This is a genomic window from Synechococcus sp. M16CYN (genome assembly GCF_040371545.1).
Classification (GTDB): domain Bacteria; phylum Cyanobacteriota; class Cyanobacteriia; order PCC-6307; family Cyanobiaceae; genus Parasynechococcus.
In genome coordinates, this window is record NZ_AP029048.1 from 944,657 (window position 1) to 966,527 (window position 21,871).

The 21,871-nt window shown below is 45.6% G+C and carries 26 protein-coding genes; 11 read left to right on the forward strand and 15 right to left on the reverse strand.

What is annotated here, in order from left to right; translation table 11 throughout:
- Positions 1–112 precede the first annotated feature (112 nt).
- The 3 genes from cobJ to ABWV55_RS04485 all read right to left on the reverse strand — a co-directional run bounded on the left by cobJ (position 113) and on the right by ABWV55_RS04485 (position 3,529).
- Positions 113–1,813 carry a precorrin-3B C(17)-methyltransferase gene (cobJ, locus tag ABWV55_RS04475; RefSeq protein ID WP_353292473.1) on the reverse strand — a complete coding sequence of 567 codons (1,701 nt, stop codon included), beginning with the start codon at positions 1,811–1,813 and terminating at the stop codon, positions 113–115.
- 376 nt (positions 1,814–2,189) lie between these two features.
- Positions 2,190–3,074: a hypothetical protein gene (locus ABWV55_RS04480; RefSeq protein ID WP_353292474.1), complete on the reverse strand. Its 885-nt coding sequence runs from the start codon at positions 3,072–3,074 to the stop codon at positions 2,190–2,192.
- A gap of 293 nt (positions 3,075–3,367) precedes the next feature.
- Entirely contained in the window at positions 3,368–3,529 is a 162-nt protein-coding gene (locus tag ABWV55_RS04485; protein ID WP_353292475.1) for a hypothetical protein, read from the reverse strand.
- Between the two features lie 32 nt (positions 3,530–3,561).
- On the opposite strand from ABWV55_RS04485, the gene psaA reads away from it, so the two are divergent.
- Positions 3,562–5,865, forward strand: coding sequence for a photosystem I core protein PsaA (gene psaA / locus ABWV55_RS04490; protein WP_353292476.1), 2,304 nt, complete (start codon positions 3,562–3,564; stop codon positions 5,863–5,865).
- Between the two features lie 24 nt (positions 5,866–5,889).
- On the forward strand, positions 5,890–8,097 hold the full coding sequence (psaB, locus tag ABWV55_RS04495; protein ID WP_353292477.1) for a photosystem I core protein PsaB: 2,208 nt from the start codon (positions 5,890–5,892) through the stop codon (positions 8,095–8,097).
- Positions 8,098–10,337: 2,240 nt separating this feature from the next.
- Here psaB and ABWV55_RS04500 read toward each other — a convergent pair.
- The 4 genes from ABWV55_RS04500 to ABWV55_RS04515 all read right to left on the reverse strand — a co-directional run bounded on the left by ABWV55_RS04500 (position 10,338) and on the right by ABWV55_RS04515 (position 13,305).
- The gene (locus ABWV55_RS04500; protein WP_353292478.1) at positions 10,338–10,829 is read right to left on the reverse strand and encodes a photosystem I reaction center protein subunit XI; all 492 of its coding nucleotides are present in this window, start codon (positions 10,827–10,829) and stop codon (positions 10,338–10,340) included.
- Positions 10,830–10,874: 45 nt separating this feature from the next.
- Positions 10,875–10,991 (reverse strand): photosystem I reaction center subunit VIII, encoded by a 117-nt coding sequence (locus ABWV55_RS04505; RefSeq protein WP_353292575.1) that lies wholly within the window; start codon positions 10,989–10,991, stop codon positions 10,875–10,877.
- Positions 10,992–11,507: 516 nt separating this feature from the next.
- Positions 11,508–12,470, reverse strand: coding sequence for a glycosyltransferase family 2 protein (locus ABWV55_RS04510; RefSeq protein WP_353292479.1), 963 nt, complete (start codon positions 12,468–12,470; stop codon positions 11,508–11,510).
- A gap of 106 nt (positions 12,471–12,576) precedes the next feature.
- Complete coding sequence (locus ABWV55_RS04515) at positions 12,577–13,305, reverse strand: C40 family peptidase (RefSeq protein ID WP_353292480.1); 729 nt, start codon at positions 13,303–13,305, stop codon at positions 12,577–12,579.
- 17 nt (positions 13,306–13,322) lie between these two features.
- Between ABWV55_RS04515 and ABWV55_RS04520 the strand changes: the two genes are divergently transcribed.
- Positions 13,323–14,231: a serine hydrolase gene (locus ABWV55_RS04520; protein ID WP_353292576.1), complete on the forward strand. Its 909-nt coding sequence runs from the start codon at positions 13,323–13,325 to the stop codon at positions 14,229–14,231.
- A gap of 809 nt (positions 14,232–15,040) precedes the next feature.
- Complete coding sequence (locus ABWV55_RS04525; protein WP_353292481.1) at positions 15,041–15,334, forward strand: hypothetical protein; 294 nt, start codon at positions 15,041–15,043, stop codon at positions 15,332–15,334.
- Positions 15,335–15,534: 200 nt separating this feature from the next.
- Here the strand turns inward: ABWV55_RS04525 and ABWV55_RS04530 are convergent, their stop codons facing one another.
- On the reverse strand, positions 15,535–15,756 hold the full coding sequence (locus ABWV55_RS04530; RefSeq protein WP_353292482.1) for a hypothetical protein: 222 nt from the start codon (positions 15,754–15,756) through the stop codon (positions 15,535–15,537).
- 282 nt (positions 15,757–16,038) lie between these two features.
- Here ABWV55_RS04530 and ABWV55_RS04535 point away from each other — a divergent pair, with 282 nt between their 5' ends.
- Positions 16,039–16,167 (forward strand): hypothetical protein, encoded by a 129-nt coding sequence (locus ABWV55_RS04535; RefSeq protein ID WP_353292483.1) that lies wholly within the window; start codon positions 16,039–16,041, stop codon positions 16,165–16,167.
- A gap of 174 nt (positions 16,168–16,341) precedes the next feature.
- Here ABWV55_RS04535 and ABWV55_RS04540 read toward each other — a convergent pair whose 3' ends face one another.
- Positions 16,342–16,539 (reverse strand): hypothetical protein, encoded by a 198-nt coding sequence (locus ABWV55_RS04540; RefSeq protein WP_353292484.1) that lies wholly within the window; start codon positions 16,537–16,539, stop codon positions 16,342–16,344.
- A 124-nt stretch (positions 16,540–16,663) separates the two neighbouring features.
- Here ABWV55_RS04540 and ABWV55_RS04545 point away from each other — a divergent pair, with 124 nt between their 5' ends.
- The gene (locus tag ABWV55_RS04545) at positions 16,664–16,876 is read left to right on the forward strand and encodes a hypothetical protein (RefSeq protein WP_353292577.1); all 213 of its coding nucleotides are present in this window, start codon (positions 16,664–16,666) and stop codon (positions 16,874–16,876) included.
- Here ABWV55_RS04545 and ABWV55_RS04550 read toward each other — a convergent pair.
- Complete coding sequence (locus ABWV55_RS04550) at positions 16,873–18,084, reverse strand: cytochrome P450 (protein WP_353292485.1); 1,212 nt, start codon at positions 18,082–18,084, stop codon at positions 16,873–16,875. The genes ABWV55_RS04545 and ABWV55_RS04550 overlap by 4 nt on opposite strands.
- Here ABWV55_RS04550 and ABWV55_RS04555 point away from each other — a divergent pair.
- Both ABWV55_RS04555 and ABWV55_RS04560 read left to right on the forward strand, forming a co-directional pair.
- A complete protein-coding gene (locus ABWV55_RS04555) occupies positions 18,016–18,201 on the forward strand; it encodes a hypothetical protein (protein ID WP_353292821.1) in 186 nt (61 codons plus the stop codon). The two genes, ABWV55_RS04550 and ABWV55_RS04555, sit on opposite strands and share 69 nt — an antisense overlap.
- Positions 18,202–18,261: 60 nt before the next feature.
- Positions 18,262–18,408, forward strand: coding sequence for a hypothetical protein (locus tag ABWV55_RS04560; RefSeq protein ID WP_353292486.1), 147 nt, complete (start codon positions 18,262–18,264; stop codon positions 18,406–18,408).
- 356 nt (positions 18,409–18,764) lie between these two features.
- Here ABWV55_RS04560 and ABWV55_RS04565 read toward each other — a convergent pair whose 3' ends face one another.
- Positions 18,765–18,998 (reverse strand): hypothetical protein, encoded by a 234-nt coding sequence (locus tag ABWV55_RS04565; RefSeq protein ID WP_353292487.1) that lies wholly within the window; start codon positions 18,996–18,998, stop codon positions 18,765–18,767.
- Positions 18,999–19,175: 177 nt separating this feature from the next.
- Between ABWV55_RS04565 and ABWV55_RS04570 the strand changes: the two genes are divergently transcribed.
- Together ABWV55_RS04570 and ABWV55_RS04575 are read left to right on the forward strand one after the other, a co-directional pair.
- Positions 19,176–19,568 (forward strand): DUF2834 domain-containing protein, encoded by a 393-nt coding sequence (locus tag ABWV55_RS04570; protein ID WP_353292488.1) that lies wholly within the window; start codon positions 19,176–19,178, stop codon positions 19,566–19,568.
- Positions 19,569–19,802: 234 nt separating this feature from the next.
- A complete protein-coding gene (locus ABWV55_RS04575) occupies positions 19,803–19,985 on the forward strand; it encodes a hypothetical protein (protein ID WP_353292489.1) in 183 nt (60 codons plus the stop codon).
- A gap of 129 nt (positions 19,986–20,114) precedes the next feature.
- Here the strand turns inward: ABWV55_RS04575 and ABWV55_RS04580 are convergent, their stop codons facing one another.
- Positions 20,115–20,264, reverse strand: coding sequence for a hypothetical protein (locus ABWV55_RS04580; RefSeq protein WP_353292490.1), 150 nt, complete (start codon positions 20,262–20,264; stop codon positions 20,115–20,117).
- A gap of 32 nt (positions 20,265–20,296) precedes the next feature.
- On the opposite strand from ABWV55_RS04580, the gene ABWV55_RS04585 reads away from it, so the two are divergent.
- The gene (locus tag ABWV55_RS04585; protein WP_353292491.1) at positions 20,297–20,509 is read left to right on the forward strand and encodes a hypothetical protein; all 213 of its coding nucleotides are present in this window, start codon (positions 20,297–20,299) and stop codon (positions 20,507–20,509) included.
- Between the two features lie 254 nt (positions 20,510–20,763).
- On the opposite strand, the gene ABWV55_RS04590 is transcribed toward ABWV55_RS04585, so the two are convergent.
- The 3 genes from ABWV55_RS04590 to ABWV55_RS04600 form a co-directional block, all read right to left on the reverse strand.
- Positions 20,764–21,072 (reverse strand): hypothetical protein, encoded by a 309-nt coding sequence (locus ABWV55_RS04590; RefSeq protein ID WP_353292492.1) that lies wholly within the window; start codon positions 21,070–21,072, stop codon positions 20,764–20,766.
- Between the two features lie 169 nt (positions 21,073–21,241).
- Positions 21,242–21,478, reverse strand: coding sequence for a hypothetical protein (locus ABWV55_RS04595; protein ID WP_353292493.1), 237 nt, complete (start codon positions 21,476–21,478; stop codon positions 21,242–21,244).
- 135 nt (positions 21,479–21,613) lie between these two features.
- On the reverse strand, positions 21,614–21,709 hold the full coding sequence (locus tag ABWV55_RS04600) for a hypothetical protein (RefSeq protein ID WP_353292578.1): 96 nt from the start codon (positions 21,707–21,709) through the stop codon (positions 21,614–21,616).
- Between the last annotated feature and the right edge of the window lie 162 nt (positions 21,710–21,871).

Below are 21,871 nucleotides of genomic sequence, written 5' to 3' on the forward strand. Positions count from 1 at the left end.
CCCCATTTTAATACTAGTTATTGGCATGTCGCCAGTCGGTAATAATTGGGCAACCATAAGACACCGCTTCTTAACTGTGATGTTCCTGGATATTTTGCATCTTATCTATATACTACTGAGTTCCTGTGTATACTCTCGGTGTTAGCATCATTCCATCTTTGCTGTAGCTGCTGCTGTTTCCAATTAAAATTATCGTTAACATGTCGACTTGTTCTGGAATTAGTGCTTCAAGAGTCGTGAGTTTAATACTCTCGTTTTCTCTTCCTAATTGCCTTGCTAAAGCCACTGGAGTTGAGTGTCTTCGATATTTCAACAATACATCCTGTGTTTTCGCTAGCTGCCAGTCTCTGTCCTTGGACCTAGGGTTATAGAGGGCTATTACAAAGTCGCCAGTGGCAGCACTTTTAATTCGTTTTTCAATTACATGCCATGGAGTTAGCCAATCGCTTAAACTAATCGCGCAGAAGTCATGCATTAGAGGTGCTCCAACTTTTGCCGCCGCTAGTTGAAGTGCTGAAATACCTGGATGGACTTGAAACTTGGGTCGTTCTCGTTTAGTTCTTTGAAGCCATAGGTCGAGTGCAAGCCCCGCCATCCCATAAATGCCGCTGTCTCCTGATGAAATCAAGGCGACACGTGCCCCTTGGCATGCAAGTTCCAAGGCTTCAGAACACCGGTCTCGTTCTTTTGTAAGCTCGCCATCAAAGCGGATTTGTTCGGGCTGGCGTAACGGTTCTATCAAATCAAGGTAGAGTTTATATCCGACCCAGCAGCTGCATCGGCTTAAAGCACCTTTGCAATCATTGCTTAGTAGAGCTGGATCTCCAGGGCCGCTTCCGATCAGATGAAGTTCCCCACGTTGGGGTGCTATTGCAATGGTGCTTTCGGCAACGGCAATTGTGACGGCACCTTTTTCTGATTTACTCGCATGATAAACGCGCTTAGTTTGTAGCAATGAGCCCTTATTTCCTACCGTTAAAAGAGCGGCTGCCTCGGCTACGGATGCGGTTCCCATTTCTTTAAACACTGTTTCAGACGGAGTTGGTGCTGAGATAGTCGCCAGGTTTTCGGCCGCATAGGTACGTAGTAGCCAACGATTTTCTTCACAGAGAGCAAGCAATGCTGGTTCATTAGCTTTACGATCTGCGGTTGCTAGGCCGGCAACAGCTTCGATAGCTAATCCAGCTTCATCCAATGAGCGTGCAATTCCCCGGCGTAGCACTGTTATGCTGGTGCCCCGTTCACAGCCCACCCCAATCCAAAGAGTCGGTGGATGCCAAGAACATCCCTCATAATGATTTGGACCGATAAAAAAATCGATACTACCGGCTTCTACCATATCGATTAAAGGGAAAATAGTCGCATTTAGCCAACGTCGATCACCGCTATTTTGCATAACCCTCATAGGCTGAGCACGGGCCTGGTTTTTCATTAGATTGCGCCAGGATTCCGCCGTTCCGCTGCGACGCCAACCCCAGGCTTCTCCAAAGCAATCAACCGGAAGTCGTCGCTCATAGAAGCAGGAGCTTGTTATTACAGCGGTTCCCCCCAGTTCTGCTGCTAACTCCAGAGCACATCGCTCCGCTCCGCTGCTATGCCCCCCCAACAGTGGAATCACATGTTCACCGCCCGGGTCAAGGACCAAAATAGCTGGATCTAAATCCTTTCCCCGAATGATGGGGGCGATTAATCGGGTAATTGCCCCAACTGATCCTACGATGACGAATCTATTTTCAGGTTGCCAGTATCTGGCAAGTTCTACTTTGAAATCTTTTTCCTGTGGAATGATTTGATTGAGATGTCCCAGCTGCAATAGTCTTTTCAGAATCGAGTTGCTGCTAGAAGACAGGCCAAAGCCTATAAATCTGGTATCTGATGAGGTAGTCAGGATGTTCTAGAACCTGCTGGAGTTTACTACGCAAGCTACCATCGTTACTGAGAAATCTCATACTCACTCACTCATTCCGCTAGTCGGCGCCGTAACATAACCTTCACAGAATAGGAGTTATGAGCAAGTAAAAATTGCTAGCTTTGGGGTCGCCTCCTCAGGTATCAAGACTCCTAAATAATGATGTTTGTGTGATTCTCCTTCGAGCTTGGTTTCAAGACTCCGATCAAAATCGCAGGCTCAGTAATTTGTCCTTTCTTTGACGTTTAGCTACGTTAGGCTTTAAGGTAAACGTTTTGATTCACTTGGGTTCAGTAAAATGTTCGAGCTCAAGCGATATGGCATATGGTTCTCCGCTTAAACGTATTACTTCCTCATCTGTTAAGTGTGCTTGCAACCAAATCGGGTTAGTAGTTTTGCTAGCCGATTGGTGAATTAGCTGGTTATTAAACACAGGGGTGATTATTTCGCCAATCTCGTTCAGTAGTTCCATCTGCACCAAGTTGTCACTGTTAACGGTCGTCCCTGCGAGCCATATTGCCTCCTGACTATCCACCAAAAAACTTTCATCGTTAACGCTTAGTCGCAGTTTCCAACGCTCATCCCCATCTCGTAGATTCTGAAGAGGTGCATTCCAGATGATCCAGTCAAGCAGTATTGGTTGTAAGGCTGAACCGTTTGTGTTCGTAACAGCAACCAACCAAGGTTCTTTCTCTTGAGGCTGTGTTCCCTCAGTGCGTTGCCATAAATGAAATCGTCCCTGGATCATAGCTCCTGGGGTTTTGACAGCTTCGCCCCAGGGATAAGCAGCCCAAGCGCTGAAGCGATGGCTCCCTGGGGAAAGATCGTCAATCCGCACTAGCAGGCGGTTTTCGTCTATCTCGTCAAGTTGTAGTGCCGGACGATTGTCGACTTGAACCGCTACGTGGGGGCCAATTCCCAATTCTGAATCAGTGCCAACGGGCCAGTCTCTTACCTCCAGCATCAATTCAATGCTGTCAGATTTGATTACACTGTCGTTATTAGGAGTGATCAGCTGAAGATTGGGTTGATACCGTTGCAGTTTTTGACGGATCTGCTGCACAGCTCCAGGAGGAGCAACCTCCTGCAATTGACCGACGGACATTCCACCTGACAAAGGGTCAGGGCTTCCACCGGGTCCTAGGAATAGCCACCCTGGGACCACTATCCCTGAGACTAGAATAGTGATAATAAAAAGCGCCGCCATAAGCAAACCTAAAGGTAGTAACAGACCCAGGCTTGGCATTGTACGTTTTAGTGCGAATTGATTTATTGTGACCAGCCTGATGTTATCGATCAAAAATTCTTAAGTTAAATAATGCCCGAATTGAGCTTGACCATACAAGTCAAAACCCTACTTTAATTTACATTTTGCTTAATCCATTAAGTTCAGAATCCTAATTATTGACTGAATCGCAGCAGGATTGAATCTTTGTAACTCAGGGGGCAGAATTACTCCTATCCGCTCCTATGCTTCGACCAGTGGGCCCCACCTTTGGGGCTCCAGTGCAGCAAAGGGGGTTTAGGCTTTCTTTGAGGCATTGATGCCCTAACTCGACTCCTATACGGAGCTGTGCTCAGGGCCCCGGTGGGCTTCGGTCCATCGGAGGGGTGGCTCACCACCTCGATCCCGTCCCTCGAGGAATGACTCGATGACTATTAGCCCACCTGAGCGTGGGAGTGACGTGAAAAGCCAGGTTGAAAGGGTTGACAAGCCAGCAACCTTTGAACTGTTCGGTAAGCCCGGACACTTTGACCGAACTCTCGCGAAGGGTCCCAAAACCACAACCTGGGTTTGGAATCTTCACGCCAACGCTCACGATTTCGATGCCCATACGAGTGACCTTCAAGAGGTCTCTCGGCGAATTTTCTCTGCTCACTTTGGCCATCTGGCCGTAATTTTTATCTGGTTGAGTGGCGCTTTCTTTCATGGTGCTCGCTTCTCCAACTATTCCGGTTGGCTTCTGGATCCCACCCATGTGAAGCCCAGTGCTCAGGTGGTGTGGCCGGTCTTTGGTCAAGAAGTACTTAATGGCGATGTGGGTGCCGGCTTCCATGGCATTCAAATCACCTCAGGCCTCTTTCAAGTGTGGAGAGCTTGGGGCATTACCAGCGAAACCCAGCTAATGGCCTTAGCCATCGGCGCGCTGGTTATGGCTGGTCTTATGCTTAACGCCGGCGTTTTCCACTATCACAGGGCAGCGCCAAGGTTGGAGTGGTTCCAGAATGTTGAGTCTATGCTCAACCACCACCTGGCAGGTCTGCTAGGCCTAGGCTCACTGTCTTGGGCTGGTCACCTCATCCATGTGTCCCTACCCATCACTAAGTTAACGGATGCCATCGATGCCGGCGAGCCTCTGGTTTTGAACGGCACAACCATCGCTTCAGTAGCTGACATCCCTCTCCCTCATGAGTTCTTCAATCAGGACTTGTTAGCCCAGCTATATCCTGGGATTGGGTCGGGCGTCTCCGCTTTCTTCTCAGGCAACTGGGCTGCTTACAGCGATTTCCTCACCTTTAAGGGCGGATTAAACCCAGTTACTGGAAGTCTCTGGATGACAGATATCGCTCACCATCATGTGGCGATTGCTGTGATGTTCATTGTTGCCGGTCACATGTACCGAACCAACTGGGGCATTGGTCACTCCATTAAGGAGATTCAGGAAAATCAGAAGGGCGACCCTCTACTGTTTCCTGCAACTAATGGTCACGATGGGCTCTATGAGTTCATGACCACCTCCTGGCATGCTCAGTTAGCTGTGAACCTAGCTATTAGTGGTTCCGTGAGCATCATCGTTGCTCAGCACATGTATGCGATGCCTCCGTATCCATACATCGCTATCGACTACCCGACCCAGATTGGTCTGTTTACACACCACATGTGGATCGGTGGATTCTTAATTGTTGGTGCTGGTGCTCACGCTGCTATCGCTATGGTTCGCGACTACGACCCGGCCAAGCATGTCGACAACGTCCTAGATCGGGTACTCAAGGCGCGCGACGCGATCATAAGTCATCTTAATTGGGTATGTATTTGGCTAGGAGCGCACAGTTTCGGTCTTTACATACACAATGACACTATGCGTGCTCTGGGACGTCCCCAGGATATGTTTAGCGATTCAGCAATTTCAATTCAGCCGATATTTGCTCAGTGGATTCAGAACATTCATGCGTCTGCAGCTGGCAGCACCGTTCCAAATGCTCTTGCTGGTGCCAGCGAAATATTTAATGGCTCAGTTGTTGCTGTTGGCAACAAGGTGGCTGCGGCTCCCATGCCATTGGGTACAGCCGACTTCATGGTTCACCACATTCACGCCTTCACTATTCATGTAACGGTGTTGATTTTATTGAAGGGTGTTCTGTACGCTCGTAGCTCTCGTCTGATTCCGGACAAAGCGAACCTTGGCTTCCGCTTCTCATGCGATGGCCCTGGCCGTGGCGGTACATGTCAAGTGTCAGCTTGGGATCATGTATTCCTTGGCCTATTCTGGATGTACAACTCCCTTTCGGTTGTTATTTTCCACTTTTCCTGGAAGATGCAAAGCGATATCTGGGGAACAATGAATGCAGACGGTTCGGTTGCACACATCACTAACGGTAACTTTGCTCAGAGCGCTATCACAATCAATGGTTGGCTGCGTGACTTCTTGTGGGCTCAAGCCGTACAGGTAATCAACAGCTATGGCTCTGCTACTAGTGCTTACGGAATTATGTTCCTAGGCGCCCACTTTATTTGGGCTTTTAGCTTAATGTTCCTGTTCAGTGGTCGTGGCTATTGGCAAGAGTTAATCGAGTCTATTGTTTGGGCTCACAATAAGCTGAAGGTGGCTCCCGCCATTCAGCCTCGTGCGCTTTCAATCATCCAAGGGCGTGCGGTGGGTGTTGCCCATTACCTCTTGGGTGGTATTGCGACCACGTGGGCTTTCTTCCACGCCCACATTCTCGTGGTCGGCTGACTTTACCTGACCTTTCCCTCAATAATGGCAACGAAATTTCCTTCGTTCAGCCAGGGTCTGGCCCAGGACCCGACAACCCGTCGTATTTGGTACGGGATCGCTACGGCTCACGATTTCGAGAGCCATGACGGAATGACGGAGGAGCGGCTTTATCAAAAGCTCTTTTCCACCCATTTCGGTCATCTAGCGATCATCGGCTTGTGGGTTTCGGGAAACCTGTTCCACATCGCCTGGCAGGGCAACTTCGAGCAATGGGTTATCGACCCTCTGCACGTGCGCCCAATTGCTCATGCAATTTGGGATCCCCACTTTGGTCAAGGCGCCATAGATGCTTTCACTCAGGCAGGGGCCTCATCACCGGTGAACGTGGCCTATTCCGGTCTGTATCATTGGTTTTATACAATCGGTATGACCACAAACGCTGAGCTGTATCAAGGATCTATCTTTATGATGATTCTTTCGGCTTGGGCTTTGTTTGCCGGATGGTTGCATTTACAGCCTAAGTTTCGTCCCTCTCTTGCTTTTTTTAAAAACGCAGAGTCACGTTTGAATCACCATCTGGCTGTCCTTTTTGGGTTCAGTTCTATTGCATGGACTGGTCATTTAGTTCATGTTGCGATTCCTGAATCACGCGGTCAACACGTTGGTTGGGATAACTTCCTCAGCGTTATGCCTCATCCCGCTGGTCTTGGTCCTTTCTTTACAGGCAACTGGAGTGTTTACGCGCAAAACCCTGATTCTATGAATCAGGTATTTGGTAGCTCTGAAGGTTCTGGGACGGCTATTTTGACCTTCTTGGGTGGTTTCCATCCCCAGACCGAGGCCCTTTGGCTTACGGATATCGCACACCATCACTTAGCGATTGGTTGCCTATTTGTGATTGCTGGCCATATGTACCGAACCAATTTTGGCATCGGTCACTCTATCAAGGAAATCCTCGAAGCCCACAATCCTCCCAAAGGCACGCCTGGCGACTTAGGCGCTGGCCACAAAGGTCTTTATGACACTATCAATAATAGTCTGCATTTCCAGCTGGGTTTAGCTCTTGCTTGTCTTGGCGTGGTAACCAGTTTGGTAGCGCAGCACATGTACGCTATGCCCTCGTATGCTTTCATCGCGAGGGACTATACAACACAAGCAGCTTTGTACACCCATCACCAGTACATTGCTATCGCTTTGATGTGCGGAGCTTTCGCTCACGGTGCAATTTTTTTCATTCGTGATTATGAACCGGAAGCCAATAGGGACAATGTCTTGGCTCGGATGCTTGAACACAAAGAGGCAATCATTAGCCACCTGAGCTGGGTTTCTCTATTTCTTGGCTTTCATACGCTTGGCCTCTACGTCCATAACGACGTAGTTGTTGCTTTTGGCACCCCTGAGAAGCAGATTTTAGTTGAACCTGTTTTTGCTCAGTTTGTTCAAGCAGCCTCAGGCAAAGCAATTTATGGCTTTGATGTGCTGCTTTCTAATGCTGGGGGTGCTGCTGCCAATGCAAACGCTGCCTACATGGACGGTTGGATGGGTGCAATCAACGGCAACACTGATGTGTTTTTGCCCATTGGTCCTGGTGATTTTCTTGTTCACCACGCCATCGCTCTTGGACTCCACACTACAACTCTAATCCTTGTGAAAGGTGCTTTGGATGCTCGTGGTTCCAAGCTAATGCCAGATAAGAAAGACTTTGGTTATTCTTTCCCCTGTGATGGTCCCGGTCGTGGCGGTACTTGTGACATTTCTGCTTGGGACGCGTTCTACCTAGCCGTGTTCTGGGCTCTCAATACAGTTGGTTGGCTCACTTTCTACTGGCACTGGAAACACCTCGCAATTTGGTCCGGCAACGTAGCTCAGTTCAATGAATCTAGTACTTATCTGATGGGCTGGTTCCGGGATTATCTGTGGCTTAATTCGTCTCAGTTAATTAACGGATATAACCCGTTTGGCAGTAATAATCTAGCTGTTTGGGCATGGATGTTCCTATTTGGCCATTTGGTTTGGGCCACAGGTTTCATGTTCTTGATTTCCTGGAGAGGTTATTGGCAGGAACTGATTGAGACTATAGTCTGGGCTCACCAACGTAGTCCTATTGCCAACATGATGGGTTGGCGTGATAAACCTGTTGCTCTTTCAATTGTTCAAGCTCGTGTTGTGGGTCTTGCTCACTTTTCAGTGGGATATGTACTTACTTATGCAGCTTTTCTAATTGCTTCTACTTCAGGAAAATTTGGTTAACTTAATATTATTTATTAGTCTAAATTAACAAATTATCTTTTTATTTTGCTCCATTCTATTTATCGAATGGAGTTTTTTTTGCTTATTATTTTCTCTAATTCTCTTTTCTATTTTAATTTTAATCTTGCCTTAATCAGTAAGTTTAATGCATTAATCTTGGCTATCATAAGTTAATTAATAAGTTAATAAAAATTTTACAGGTTTAGTAACAGCAACTATATTAATAATGCTCTAAAACTAAATAATATTTAGATATAGCATTTGGATTATGTTGTATATTTTTTATTTTCTGTGATAAAATTCGTAAAAGTTAAGACTTATATTGCTTCCCTTAGTTTAATAGTTAATAAATGCGGGACTTTTATACAGCTAGAGATATAATAGTCATTTAGATAGCATAATCTAAACTTTAGCAATTAACCCTGTTGTTCAGATTTTTTATACATTAGTATTGCCATAAAAGTTACTGCAGCTACTCTTTTATTTTAGCCTCACATTACAATATTAGTTAGATATTATTAATCATTCTTTTGATTTACTCCTAGCTATTTAAAGCTAGGTATTCCAAATATTTTCTCCTTTATAAGTATTATGTGTTGTCATAATAACAAATCTTGATAAAAGACAAGAATGCTTAAGTGGCTAATAAGATAGATTAGTAGCTACTTATTTAAGTTTTGTTAATAATTAGACCTGTCTAAGCTATTGCTTCAAGCATTGATAGACTGAATTCTCATCGCTGCAATATTAATAACTCTATAATTAGTCTAGATTTATTACTAAGTCTATAAGTTTGAACAGTGGTTGCAGTGACATGGGTTTGAATCAGTTTGATTCAGATAACTATTGAAAACTTAGTACTTCATACACTTAACTATATATTCTACATCTAAATCATTTTTGATTAATGCTAAGCATAAATAAAAGTCTTAATTTGTGCTATTTTGATCAAATAAATACTATATGACATTTTTTTGTGTTGACTAAAATTTTTTCTAGTGATACTATTCCTTAAATATGTTTATGAACGATACTACTTGTCTTAAACCTGCTTTATTTTCGTAGAATAAGAATCAAAATAAGTGTAGATTTTTATCAAAACTAAAGGTGATAGAGATTGCTATTGGCTTGGTAATTGCTTATAAAAATAAACTATTGATATAATTATTAGGAGTAAACTAATATGCTAAGTATCTATGTACTGATTATTAATTATATAGTAGCTATAACTTGATTAATCTAAACCTAAGTATAGATTTTAACTCATATATTTATTTATTTTGAGGAGGCAACTTGTCTTTTATTCTTAGCATTTGAAGCTAGTGTTAAGAGTAATAGGCTAGTGAACTTGATTAATCTATCTTGAGACGGGCGACAATTTAGTTAAGACTACTATAAAAAAATTTGTATAATTTACTAACCACCAGATTTATAGGTTCAGACATAACACGTATTGCTACTCACTGCAAAAAAAATTGTTAAGTTCACATTTTTGCTTTACAAGATCTTGATTAAATTTGCTGGTTTTGATATAGAAACTGCTTATTTAAGCCTATTATAATGCTATCTTTTATGTAAGCAATCCTAAGATTATGATACGATATCGTGTTGAATATGCTACTTAGTTCATTCTAAATAAGATATCTTAGCAAGATTAATATGAAACTAAAGACTTAATTCTAGAGATAAAAAATTAAAAACTGATTATTATTTGATGACTTAGTTCACTAATTACAGCCGTATATTCATAGTTTTACTTCTTAATAACTACATAATTAGTGTCTTTAAATTTAATTAAGCCTCTGTTATTCAGTTATTGTAGTATTAATTTTTGGCAAATGATTAAAAATCTTAGACTGATATTAAACTTGTTTATCAGTATCATTTAAATTAATATCTCTTAACTAATTTAAACTATTCAATTATTATTTTAAAGCTGTTTTAATACTTTTATTTTAATTTTTTGGATAAAATTATTAGTGAATTGATGTCTATATTCTATACTAATATTAACTACACTGAAGGAAATCTTTTTTAAACTGGTAGCGGATGTCGATTTTAGCTGACAATATAAGCAGATTATAGATTTTTACAAACAAAAGTCAATATAAAAATGGCTAAAAAAGTTAAGAATAATGATAGGATTTACTATTTCTGTGACAAAAATATAATTCCCTGAAAGTTATTAATAACTTTCAGGGAATTATAAAAAATAGACTTAAACTATAAAGCGGCTTGACTTAACCAACACTCCAAACACCAGCAGCAATCTTAAATAGATCTTGCACGTGAACTGTACTACAAAGAAACCAAGCAAAAACTGCTCCTCCGCAGCCACCTAGCCAAAAACCACTGGTGAAATCAGCCCAACCAATCCGGGTAAACAAATCCGAGGGAGGATTATCAACGGTGACGTCAGCAGGAGGCATATAAGGCTGACTACCTGGCTGGTTATACAACAGGAACAGCAGGGTAAGGATATGGACAGCTCCAATGGCTGCCAAAACACCAGCAGTTTGTTGGTATTCGGTAGCTCGTAAGGGACCGCAAATGGTAAAGGGACCGTACAATAAATAGCCAAAGGCCGCACCGGTTTCGAGACCGCGAAAATTTGGTGAGATTCCTTGGCGGTAAAGCGGTAGGTTGTTAATTAAACTCTTGATAAAATAGCCACTGTTTACTGGCGTGGCAAGGTTGCCTACACAAGGGTCAGCAGCAGGGGTGACAGTCATTGGAAACGAATGTTAAAGGTGCAAGGGGCGATTCGCAGTTTTCGGTTACTCGGCGGCGGTAATTACTCGACCAACGAGAACAATGAACACTGCAGGAAACACTATCCCGATCATGGGCACGAAAATTGCGGGCAACCAAGCAGCAGTGAATTCTCCAGTCATATCGAGACTAAAAGTTTCGCGCTCACTGTATAGAGACTGATCTGACGGCTTCTGTAGAGCCGCGATGGCGACATAAAAGTTCAACCTGAATTCAAGACTTTCTTGTCCCCGATGCCACTGTCTTGTTTACGGTTTCCCTGTGACTATAGTTGATCAAACCGATGCTTGGACTATTATTTACCAATGCTATAGCGTAGCTAGGTCGCGCTTACATAGCTTTAAATTAGGTTCTTGAAAAGGAACAGTGCTTTGTATCGCCTTCCTTTCCCCTCCCCAGCATTAGGCTATCTAGCTGGTAGTTTAAGAAATAGTCTATCTTTGATAACAATCGGATTTGATAATGGAACTTGATTAGAAAATCATATATTATTTGCACGATAGGCAGCGCTTTGATGGCGTATCAATTTTGCTTTTCTCTCTTGTACTAGGCATTACATGACTGCGACTCTCATGTCATGAAAACAACGACTACTATTCAGCAAACGGTTCCACATTGCGATGCACAGTATGCCTGTTTCAAGAGTCTTGTTTGCCACGTAATGTTTCACGAATGCGATAAATTGGTCGATCTTGGCTTTCGTGATAGGTTCTGATTTGTAATTCTCCCAGCAGCCCGAAGCAGAATAATTGTATACCGGCAAGCCCGAGCACAACGGTGAGGGTCAGCAATGGGCGGTTACCGATATCACTGCCCATCAACTTGATCACGAGTAGATAAGTACCAGCTATTAGGCTGGTAACAATTGCAATCAGACCTCCTAAGCCAAAGACATACATCGGTCTAGTGAGAAAACGTTTCATGAACCAAACCGTGAGAAGATCCATTAACACCCGGAATGTTCGGTCAATTCCGTACTTACTGCTGCCAAACCGGCGGGCGCGGTGATTCACCTTTACTTCTGTTATTCGTGCCCCTTCAATAGACGCCAGGGCTGGCAGGAACCGATGTAGCTCTCCGTAGAGGCGCATATCCGCCAGAATTTCCCTACGATATGCTTTAAGTGAGCACCCGTAGTCGTGAAGCCGCACCCCGGTAACCCGGCCAATTAAATGATTAGCAAACTTGGAGGGGAGCCTACGTTGCAATACGGCATCTTGGCGTTGATGACGCCAACCACTCACAAGGTCATAACCTTCGCGCAACCTACTCAGTAGCATCAGGATATCAGCAGGGTCGTTTTGGAGGTCGCCGTCCAAGCTTACGATTACTTCCCCTTGTGACACATCAAAACCGGCGGCCATAGCCGCTGTTTGACCATAGTTTTTACGTAATAAGACCCCCACCAGTTCTGGCACCTCATGACTCAGACGCTTTAATACATCAGTGGTGTGATCACTCGAACCATCATTCACTAAGATCAGTTCGAAGTGTTCCCTGCTAGGGCGAAGTGCCGTAAGAAGCTGGTTGATCAAATGTGGGAGACTCTCTCCTTCGTTGTAAAGAGGTACCACCACCGACAAATCTAGAGGCGCACTCATGTAGGCTGCCTTACTGGTTACTGCAAGCTAATCGGGGAATATTGCTGTTCCTATCTTGTTCATTGTGATTATTTAAACGGCTTGTGTTTAGTGTGTCAGACACGGCCTAAACCCAAGCGCTGCCGTCGTGACAGCATACGACCCTTCCAGCCCCCCGGAGTTTTGCTCGATAGTGACACGCCACAGGGTGGTTGTCTCGCGGGTGAAGGCTATCGATGTCAATGCCATTTCGGCCATATTTACGCCCTGAACTGTGCCTATAGCGCCCCTCACCGAGATAGAGCCCGACATGGGTGCAACGTCGGGGTGTGCCGAAGAAGATTAGATCACCGGGCCGAAGCATGCCGGTAGACTTAGGAGTAACGGCAATCGGTTGGCAAAATTGTTCTTGTTGGTATGCATCGCGCGGAATCCAGATATTTTGGCTCGCAAAAGCCATCTGAATTAGGCCGGAGCAGTCTAGATTTGGCCCTATCGTACCGCCCCATAAATAGATATTGGGTTGCCGTTGCGCAACCCCGCTCTGTCTTAATACCTCCGGTAGACGTAATGTGATTTCCTGACTGGTAAAAAGCATTGGTTTCCAAGGGGGGCATTGTTCTGCCTGATCGATTACATCGTCTTGATCCAGCCAGCACCGATAGCCATCCTCCGAAAGTATTACTAATAGCCGAGGTCCGATACTATTGATAATACGGAAGCTTCTTCCCCTAAATGCTTGGGTTGCCAGGCTACTACCTGTGGGTAAAGAGTAACCATTCACATTCGAATGAAGACGCCAATAGCTATTTGTTGCTAATAAATCCGGAGCTAGTAAAGTACCCGACGTTGCCATGGTCAATCTTTCTTGCTATGGCTTTCTACCGTCCCGATCTCGGAATGGCGTCTTACCTGGAATCGGTATTAGATGACCTCGATGCAGAAGGCCGTCCAGGACTTCGCAATAGTCTCGGATTGACCTGGGTTCGCTATACTGAGGCTGCACCGCAGGCCGGTAATGGATTCGGTGCATCTTGGAATCATCTGCGTTCTTTATACCCTGCTAGCGTAGTAAAATTGTTCTACGCTGTCGCAGCAGAACGATGGCTACAGCATGACTTGATTCCAGACAGCGATGAACTGCAACGTGCTTTGCGAGAAATGATTAGCAACTCAAGTAACGATGCCACTAGCTTTGTGTTGGATCTACTCACAGGTACGACAAGTGGTCCAGTACTGCAAGGGAAACGTTGGCAATCATGGCAACGACAACGACGCTTAGTGAATGATTGGCTGACAACGCTGATGTGGCCAGAGCTTGAACATGTGAATTGCTGCCAAAAGACCTGGGGGGATGGCCCTTATGGACGCGAAAAGGTTTTCTATGGAATAAATAACGCTAATAGAAACCTTCTAACTACCGCTGCAGTAGCTCGCATGTTGGAAGCAATCATGACGGGTGCTGTGGTCTCTCCCCCAGCCTGCCGGCGGCTGCAAGATTTTTTATTGCGTTCGCTTGATCCAGAATTGAGTCGGGCTGATCCGGAAAACCAGGTAGATGGATTTCTAGGAGAAGGCCTGCCGGAGGATGTGAAACTTTGGAGTAAGGCGGGTTGGATGAGTCAGGTTCGTCATGATGCTGCTTGGTGGCAAGCTCCAGGTCAGCCGCCAATGATGATCGTCGCTTTTAGTTCCGGTCCTGATCGAGCCAGAGATGAACAGTTGCTTCCGAAGCTTGCTAGGGCTTTATGTAAATACGACGCTTTAACTATCTTTGGCTAGTTGCCTACCTTTCTTTCCTTGAGCAGGATTAGGCTCATCTAAATACAATCACCTAGTTCAAATTAATCATTAATATGCGGTATCTTTTCAACGCTAGTTTTTAAAACATAGCTGAAGTTGAGATATATTGTTAATAATAACTTTGTTTTATTTACATTGTTTGATTTTCTATATTATTATATTTGTTACCGATTAATAGAGTGCAATCGGTCAAGTACATACCGATTACAAATTTGCTCTTGCTAATAAATACCAGAGCTTTCTTTTTCAAGCATTTAATTATGCAATTAGTGAAGAATAAGTATAAATTTTATAGGAAAATTTCGTTTAATACCTTCCCGGCAAATTGTGTTCCAACATCATTTAGCAAACAACCACCCAACAATTGAATAGTCTGAACTTCTAAAATTTATCTAGTAATTCAGGTTAATCGTTGCAACTCAAATATCCTAATAGTATTGGTAATCAATTTTTTTGGTTCATGACTTGCTTACGTACAAGGGTATTGAGCAAGTTATAATGGGAATAAATTAATTCAGATAAAATCTATCCAAATAAGATAAAAGTTACAAGCAAAACTCTTGGTTTAAAGCGAAGCAAAAGAATCAATGAATATACTTTTTTACTTTGTTCTAGTTATTACTCAAATAAAAAGATATTGCAAAAATTGTAACTTTTTAATGGACGAGATAAATTGCTCCTTGCCAATTATGCAAAGTCGGTTCTCGCATTGAGATGCGAATGCCCCGAATTCATTCCTAAGAAACCTTGGGTAGAAGAATCGTTTAAGAGCACGTAGATGCTCAGGGTTGTCACAACCGCTGATTAGGATGTTCTTAGACGCAACTACGGTCCGGTCAACAAGTGTCTTGCTAGCTGTGCCCCTGAACAAGATTCTTAAGATGTATGACGCTTCTTTAGGGATAGGGGAACGCTGGGAATTCTTTGAGAAATGTTATTTGCCACTGCAGGAGGAAGTCTTGAGTACGATGTCACGTAGGGGAACGGCATCTCCCTCCTACCCGCTTCGTCAAAACCTATTGCAGCTCAATAGAGAGATCGGTTTTAAACTCGGTTTTCCCAGTGTGTGCGATGCGACCTGACGTGACGACTAATCAGCACGCCATGGGAGCAACCATCCGATGCTTCCAAGAAGTTTGGGGAGTTTCGAGACCTGGTGGTACTAGTTGACACTGCCTTAAGATAGAAAAAGCATTTGTGCCTATGTTCGTCTGACACTTGCCGTAACTTTCTTATATCTGTGAAAAATTAATCAGCCTTACCCCGGCTTGTGATTTCAATGTCAGAAATGGACTGATATCACCCAGTTAAAAAAATGGCCCGGAGGGCCGACTGTCAATCGTTTTGAGCCAAACACAGAGACATTGATCAAGTCTCGACTTTTTTCTTGTCGGTCTGCTTGTCGTCGATCTGCTCGTTCTGCATTGCAGAGGCGTTCTGCTTGTGCATATTGCAAATGCCAGCGATGGCTGAACTGGTTGAAGCCAGCGTTAAGGCCACGCATGCAGCAGTTGCTCTGCTGAGGAGCGCAGCATTGAGGAAGCGCTTCATATAAATACACATAAATTTAGTCAACTTAGTCAGGCCCAGAGAGGGATGTGAGTTGTGAGTCCGGTTGCTAGCTCAAATGACCTGAACGCTTGTACGCGATTTCGGCTAGTCCCACAAGTCGAGGAGCAAGTTTTGAAGATATGCACAGCCTTAAAATTTCTGAGCTCCAATCAGGCGTGGTATTATTGTAATATTAGGGATCCGGAGAGTACGAACTCCATCGCGAGTAGTTACGTTGGCTGGCACCCTAGAAACAGTCAATCCATTTGAAGCAATCCCTGCCCTGGATTGGCTGAAACTCCCGGAAGGGATACTCGCTACAGGAGACGGGCCCGACGGCCTGTATACTTCTTACGTTTCTTAATAAAACTACGGATACTAAGTTCGGAATTGGTTGATGCCGAAAGAGAGGGTTGGCGTTTGGGTGCCTTAGACAGGTTTCGGGTGCATCAAGCTCTTCTATTTTCTACTTGGTCATGTTCATGGGAGCTGTTTGTTTTGGTGCTAACAGTGCGCTTGGTTCCTTTTACGGGCGGCTCTAATTCAGTCGTCGACAAACTCCTGAGAAAGAACAGCAAACGCCTAGAAGTTGAGATTTTCGGCTAGCCAAATCGCTGTCGGGGAAGAGCTCAGCGCCAGGTAACAGGTCGCGAAAATTGCTCCGGTAGTCAGGCTCACGCCCATCACGACTAGCGCCGTCAATCCCTGCTCTTAAGTCAGAGTCAGGGCTATCCACGAAATAGCGCTTTGCCATTGATAGGAGATCGCTTCTTACATTGTGCACCTCCCATTGGCTGGGCGGTAGCAGGTCATTGCACTCATCGATTGAATGCCGTCATCGCTTGATCGAAACGAGCCCCATGGGACTGCAGCTGATGTCCGCTGACTTTCTGCATGAGAACGGAATCACTTACCTCATCCGCCGCGACAGCTTAGAGCAAGACTTCGCCATTGATGAAAAACAGGCTGAGGACTGGGTAGAATGCGGCCTCGATCAGACAGTGCAAGATGTCAACTTCACCGAGTTCAAGCGTTTGGGACTGTTGATCAAACGTAGCGTGGACGCCGATTAGTGGATCGCCTGAGCTGTCACCAGCAGTCCACTGCGGGGTGTGGGGCTGGGGATGAGTTGCAGCGACAAGTCCTGATCGGGCAACAGCTCTAGGCTCAGCTTCCGCAGCAACCCCACAGCCATCAGTCGGATTTCCAGCTGTGCCAGGGCCTTGCCCAGGCACAGCCGCTCCCCGCCACCGAAGGGTAGCAGGGTCTGCTTGAACGACCCATCCAGATGTCGCTGGGGCCGAAAAGCTGCCAGGTCGGTGGCGACGGCGGAGTGAGATGGGGTTAGCACCACCTGAATCACCCTGCCTTCCGGTATCGCTACTCCCGCTAGCTGCACGGGTTGAAGGCTGCGTCGAAAAAAACCGCCCACCGGCGGCGTTAGTCGCATCACCTCCAACACCGTGGCATCTAGCCTCGAGGTCGCCGCACCAGCCTTCAACTCCGGCTGTAGCCATGACCCCAGCTCCGGATTGAGCAACAGCGCCCGGAATAGGCAGCTCAGCGATGAGGCCGTGGTCTCGTATCCAGCGAACAGAAGCAGAAGCAATTGTTCCGCCAGGTCATCGTCATCTAGCGGAATGCCCGCCTCATCAAGTCCTCCGCTAAGCAAGTCTAAACCGCCCCGGTCCTGGCTGCTGTTCTGCAGAACCGTCTTCAACCGTTGCAGCAGCCGCTGCCGCGCCGCCATCGCTTTGGCGAAGGGGGTTCCGGGCAGCGCTACGGGGATGGAGAACAGGGCCCGTGTCCAGATTTCGAAATCGTTGAACAGGGCATCCCGGCCGGTGGCTTCCAACCCCAGCACCGTGCTGGAGATAACCGCAAAAGCGAAGCGACGCATTCGCTCGGCAAGGGGAATAGCAACGTCGGAGGCGAGCAGTTCGTTGGCCAAGTCCTCGATCAGAGCTTCGATCGACTGGGTATAGCGCTCCAGCGCGGCGCTAGAAAACAGCTGCCCCACCACCCGGCGGCGCACTTTATGGCCGGGTCCGCTGCGGTTGGCCAGTGAATGACTTCCCAGTAACTGCCGAACGCTTTTCGGCCACCAACCCTCGAGTGCATTCCCTTGGCTAAAGAGGTTACTGATCGCCTGCTCACCGCGGATGAAAACGATTCGTTGAGCCAATAATCTGGTCTCAAATACATCTCCGTATTGCTCAAACCGTCGCTGAGTGAAACTGGGATCTCTGAAAAAATCGAGAGTTTCCTTCAGGCCGGTCACTGCTCCCGTGCTTGGCAAAGGTGTGTTGCACATCAACCTGCTGCTCGATGTGCGGTAACGCTAATCCTGCTTCCGCTTGTGCGTAACGCTACGGATTTCTACGCAGCCTCTGATTGATATGCATTTCTGACTGAAAGCAAGCGCTGGCTTTAAGCTGCTATCAGCTTGGATCCAGTGATGTTCCCTCAGATCGCTTTTATGCTCGGGGAGCTAGAGATCGGCAACGTTACGGCTGCGATTCTCGTGATTGTGTCTTTGGTGTTTGTAGGAAGCTTTGTGGTTGTCTCTCTGCAGACTGGTGAGCTAATTAAACCTCCCAAGTGATGAGCAGCGAGTTGTCGCTTAATGGTCGAGTTTCCATCTAGCGGTACTAAGCGACCGTGCGATTGTTCAGCATGTCGTTCAGCACATGCGGCGCTGTATTGACTATTGATAAAGACGACTGGCACCTCTATGCATCCAAATCAGATGCTTTAAGACTGATGGAGGGGAGATAGTGATTGAAAACTTTTATTTTAGTGCCAGATGTGGAAGATTATTGGTGCGTGAAATCTGTTTCTTGGAAGGTTGTTCGGTTCCTACGAGAATCGTTTGTGACTAAACACAGCCTTTAAGAATCTTCCGCTTCATAGCTTTTACCAATTTATTCGTTGGCCGTGCGTCTTACACGCTCAAGTATGTCAACGAGACACGACTTTGAATACCCAGTCAAATAAGAGCGCCTGAGGTCTTCGTACTTCAAATACCACGGGCAAAACGCTCGGGCAGATCAGTGCACCAAAGCTGTCAATAAATTGGAGTGGCGTTTGGCAATGTGCCCTTCGATTGCCAAAAACAAAGCAACTACTACTGATGGGTTGGTCGATTCGACATGGAGAACAAGCGCTGAACCGTTGACCAATGCTGGTTGGCATCTGGATGTAAAAATTTCTGATGCTGCTTGATTAATTCATGCGCATATGGGCACACTTTAGACGATATAAAGATATTTCTATAAATACATAGAGCCATCGTCTTTGGCTGATGTTGTCAGATAAGAAACACGTCTATCCTTTCTATTGTAAGAGCATTCACGCTCTTCCCTTTTGTCAATGCAGAAATTGCGTCTCGGCCTTTACGGAGCTCTCACCGTTGCGGGTATTGGTTGGCCCTGGCTCTACATTTACAAGTTTATCAAGGAAACAGAGGCGTTAGGCCTCACCGATCCGATAGAGATCGTGAATCTATTTTCAGCCGGGGTCTGGGCAAACGCCTCGGCAGAATCCATCGCAGCTGATCTGACCTTGGTTCTGATTACCTCATTTATCTTCTATGCGGCCGAAGGAATGCGAATTGGAATGAAGCGTTGGTACCTCTATATCCCTGCCACATTCGCTATCTCCTTTGCCTTCTCCTTCGGACTCTTCATGTTCAACCGCGAGAAGACGATCCAGCAAACCACAACAAGCTCCGAAGCCATCGGAGAAGCTGCTATAGGATCTTAATTTTATAAAAAATGTATATTTATACGCAGTGGTCGCTGTTTCTAAGAAAACTGCAGAAGAATTAACTTTATAAAAGACTAAATATGGTGAGAAATTTTCGAGACTTTAACCCCCCTCAGACCTGATTTGATCGATTGAAAGAAAAAGAAACTAGATACGAGCTTGCCTACTTCATTGAACTATTGGCTTCCGTCGGCAAACATAGCTACTGACATTTGGCTGACGTCTACTTGTATGTCTGGCGGAGATGACTACACCCACTGCATTTACCAACAGCCAACAGCAGCTCGGGTGGCGCCGAGTCTGCGAACGATTGTTCTTTCTGGAATGAATCTAGATGACATTCTTCACTCCTATCCTAGTCTTGTCCAACTAGCAGTTCGAGAAGTTGACTCAAGACTTCTCCGGCTTCTCTGATGAGCCTGGCTTCTTTACCAGAGAAGCCAGGCTCATCAGAGAAGATCGCGAAACGATTTTTATCTCAGGAGGCATTACTGTTTCTTAAGGCAGAGCTGCCTATTGCCTCGGTGACTATGGAGAGAGGGTCTAGCTGCCCAACTGTTTGACCTGTTTCCTTAATCGGATTGAGATAACCACCCAGCGGTAGAGAACTTCGAGCCAAGGGAGATGCTTATTGTGTACACCACATCGATCAACAGTGATTGCTGAAGCTATCGCACCGGCTTCGACAGCCATGCCGCTTCATCGCTGTTGAGCTGTATAGGGCTATGTCTCCAGCGCAGTTTGCTGAGCGTGTGGAGTTAACCTTAGTTCCATGTGGACGAGCAACGTTTATCAATATCAGTTGCATTGTGCCAGATCTTGCCTCTTACGTGCGAGTAAGGGTGCCCGATGAAGACCTAGGCCAGAAGTTGGGTTACACAGAAATGCTTGATGTCAGCGGAATTGACTGCAGCTCCCGTTGCTCCTGCACAACTTGATTGTGCACCACATGAATCTGATCCTGTCAAGGGAATCGTTAAGCCAAAGCGGCCAAAGCGTAAGTCAAAGGCACGCGTCAAAACTGATGTGAAAGCCACTGCATAAACCAGAGCCTTATCCTCGACAGGGCCAGTTCAATTCTGATTGTCGCCTGCTGTGTCTTTGAATAGTCATCAGCAAAAGACAGTTCAGTTCCTCTCTAAGTGCACGATTAACGGTCCCATCAATTGGCCAATCACTCTATCAATGCAAGTCAGATCTTCATCACGCTTCTTTCCAATAGATCGCACCACTGGTTTAGAAACTCCCGCCTCTCGTCAAGTCGCTCACTTCTGTCGTAAGCCTGAGCAACCCTTCCTTCCGGTAGGTGGCCCATTCGCTTGCGGATGACATCGCTGTCGGTGTGTAAGACATCGATACCTGTTGTCAAGACGGTAGTTCTCCAACCATGAGCTCTGAGTACACCCCCACAAACAATGTTTTTGAGGAAATTGTTGAGAGTCTCTGGGTCCAGGTGTAGATATCGGTTTTGCCTGAGTGACTGGAAGAGGTATTGGCTCATGCCGTCCCATCGATCAGGAAGTCGAACAGCTTTCTCATTTACGAAGTAATCGTTACGTGGTGAGGTATGTGTTCGTTTTTTCCTTTCTTGCTTTTCAGACCTGGGCAGTCACTAGGAATGGTTATGATGTTTTCAAAATATGTGTCAAACCAATCCCACTCAAGCCTGGTTAAAGCTCCAACAAGGTCATGAACAACAGTTTGGTTGAAATCATTGCTTGAACTTCTGCGTTTAGCTTGTTGAGCTCTATTTCTGTCAGTAATGATGGCACTTCCTTCCAATAAATCGACGGGTGGTGCTTGGAGGAGGATTCGGGCGAGTCATCTCTAGTCAATTTGTCAGCAGGATTACTGCCTTTTCTCATCCATCTTTTGTTAATGGAAAGATTGAAGGTCTGACGAAGCAAGTCCTAACACCTCTTAGTGAGATCATGTTTTTTGTCATCAGCTATTATCTCTAAAGCTTCCATGACAATCTTTCTTCCGCCGTTTTCCCACTCAAATTCTTGGAGTGTTGTTTCAGGATTGATGTTCTGAAGGATTTAATTTTTGATCTTGAGCTGATACTTCCTGTATGTCGAGGCTTTGATCCTCTCCTTAATTCTTTCAAGGAATTCTTCTAATGCTTCTTGAAGAATTCTCTGTAACTGGCTTTCTGATTTTTGTAATCGTAAGTAATCAGCAGGAGATTTGTTATTGTCTGCGGCCTACCCTCTTATGTTAGACCAAAGTTTATGGGCCTGCTTAAGCGTTAGCTCACCAGCATTAGACCTAAACTTCTCTAGATAACATTCAGACGG

Excerpts from the sequence above, each read along its gene's own strand:
- psaA (WP_353292476.1), top strand. The coding sequence starts at position 3,562 with ATGACTATTAGCCCACCTGAGCGTGGGAGTGACGTGAAAAGCCAGGTT.
- psaB (WP_353292477.1), top strand. The coding sequence starts at position 5,890 with ATGGCAACGAAATTTCCTTCGTTCAGCCAGGGTCTGGCCCAGGACCCG.
- ABWV55_RS04500 (WP_353292478.1), bottom strand. The coding sequence starts at position 10,829 with ATGACTGTCACCCCTGCTGCTGACCCTTGTGTAGGCAACCTTGCCACG.
- ABWV55_RS04505 (WP_353292575.1), bottom strand. The coding sequence starts at position 10,991 with ATGACTGGAGAATTCACTGCTGCTTGGTTGCCCGCAATTTTCGTGCCC.
- ABWV55_RS04510 (WP_353292479.1), bottom strand. The coding sequence starts at position 12,470 with ATGAGTGCGCCTCTAGATTTGTCGGTGGTGGTACCTCTTTACAACGAA.
- ABWV55_RS04515 (WP_353292480.1), bottom strand. The coding sequence starts at position 13,305 with ATGGCAACGTCGGGTACTTTACTAGCTCCGGATTTATTAGCAACAAAT.
- ABWV55_RS04520 (WP_353292576.1), top strand. The coding sequence starts at position 13,323 with ATGGCTTTCTACCGTCCCGATCTCGGAATGGCGTCTTACCTGGAATCG.
- ABWV55_RS04530 (WP_353292482.1), bottom strand. The coding sequence starts at position 15,756 with ATGCGTGGCCTTAACGCTGGCTTCAACCAGTTCAGCCATCGCTGGCAT.
- ABWV55_RS04545 (WP_353292577.1), top strand. The coding sequence starts at position 16,664 with ATGGGACTGCAGCTGATGTCCGCTGACTTTCTGCATGAGAACGGAATC.
- ABWV55_RS04560 (WP_353292486.1), top strand. The coding sequence starts at position 18,262 with ATGTTCCCTCAGATCGCTTTTATGCTCGGGGAGCTAGAGATCGGCAAC.
- ABWV55_RS04565 (WP_353292487.1), bottom strand. The coding sequence starts at position 18,998 with ATGCCAACCAGCATTGGTCAACGGTTCAGCGCTTGTTCTCCATGTCGA.
- ABWV55_RS04570 (WP_353292488.1), top strand. The coding sequence starts at position 19,176 with ATGCAGAAATTGCGTCTCGGCCTTTACGGAGCTCTCACCGTTGCGGGT.
- ABWV55_RS04575 (WP_353292489.1), top strand. The coding sequence starts at position 19,803 with ATGTCTGGCGGAGATGACTACACCCACTGCATTTACCAACAGCCAACA.
- ABWV55_RS04580 (WP_353292490.1), bottom strand. The coding sequence starts at position 20,264 with ATGGCTGTCGAAGCCGGTGCGATAGCTTCAGCAATCACTGTTGATCGA.
- ABWV55_RS04585 (WP_353292491.1), top strand. The coding sequence starts at position 20,297 with ATGTCTCCAGCGCAGTTTGCTGAGCGTGTGGAGTTAACCTTAGTTCCA.
- ABWV55_RS04590 (WP_353292492.1), bottom strand. The coding sequence starts at position 21,072 with ATGAGCCAATACCTCTTCCAGTCACTCAGGCAAAACCGATATCTACAC.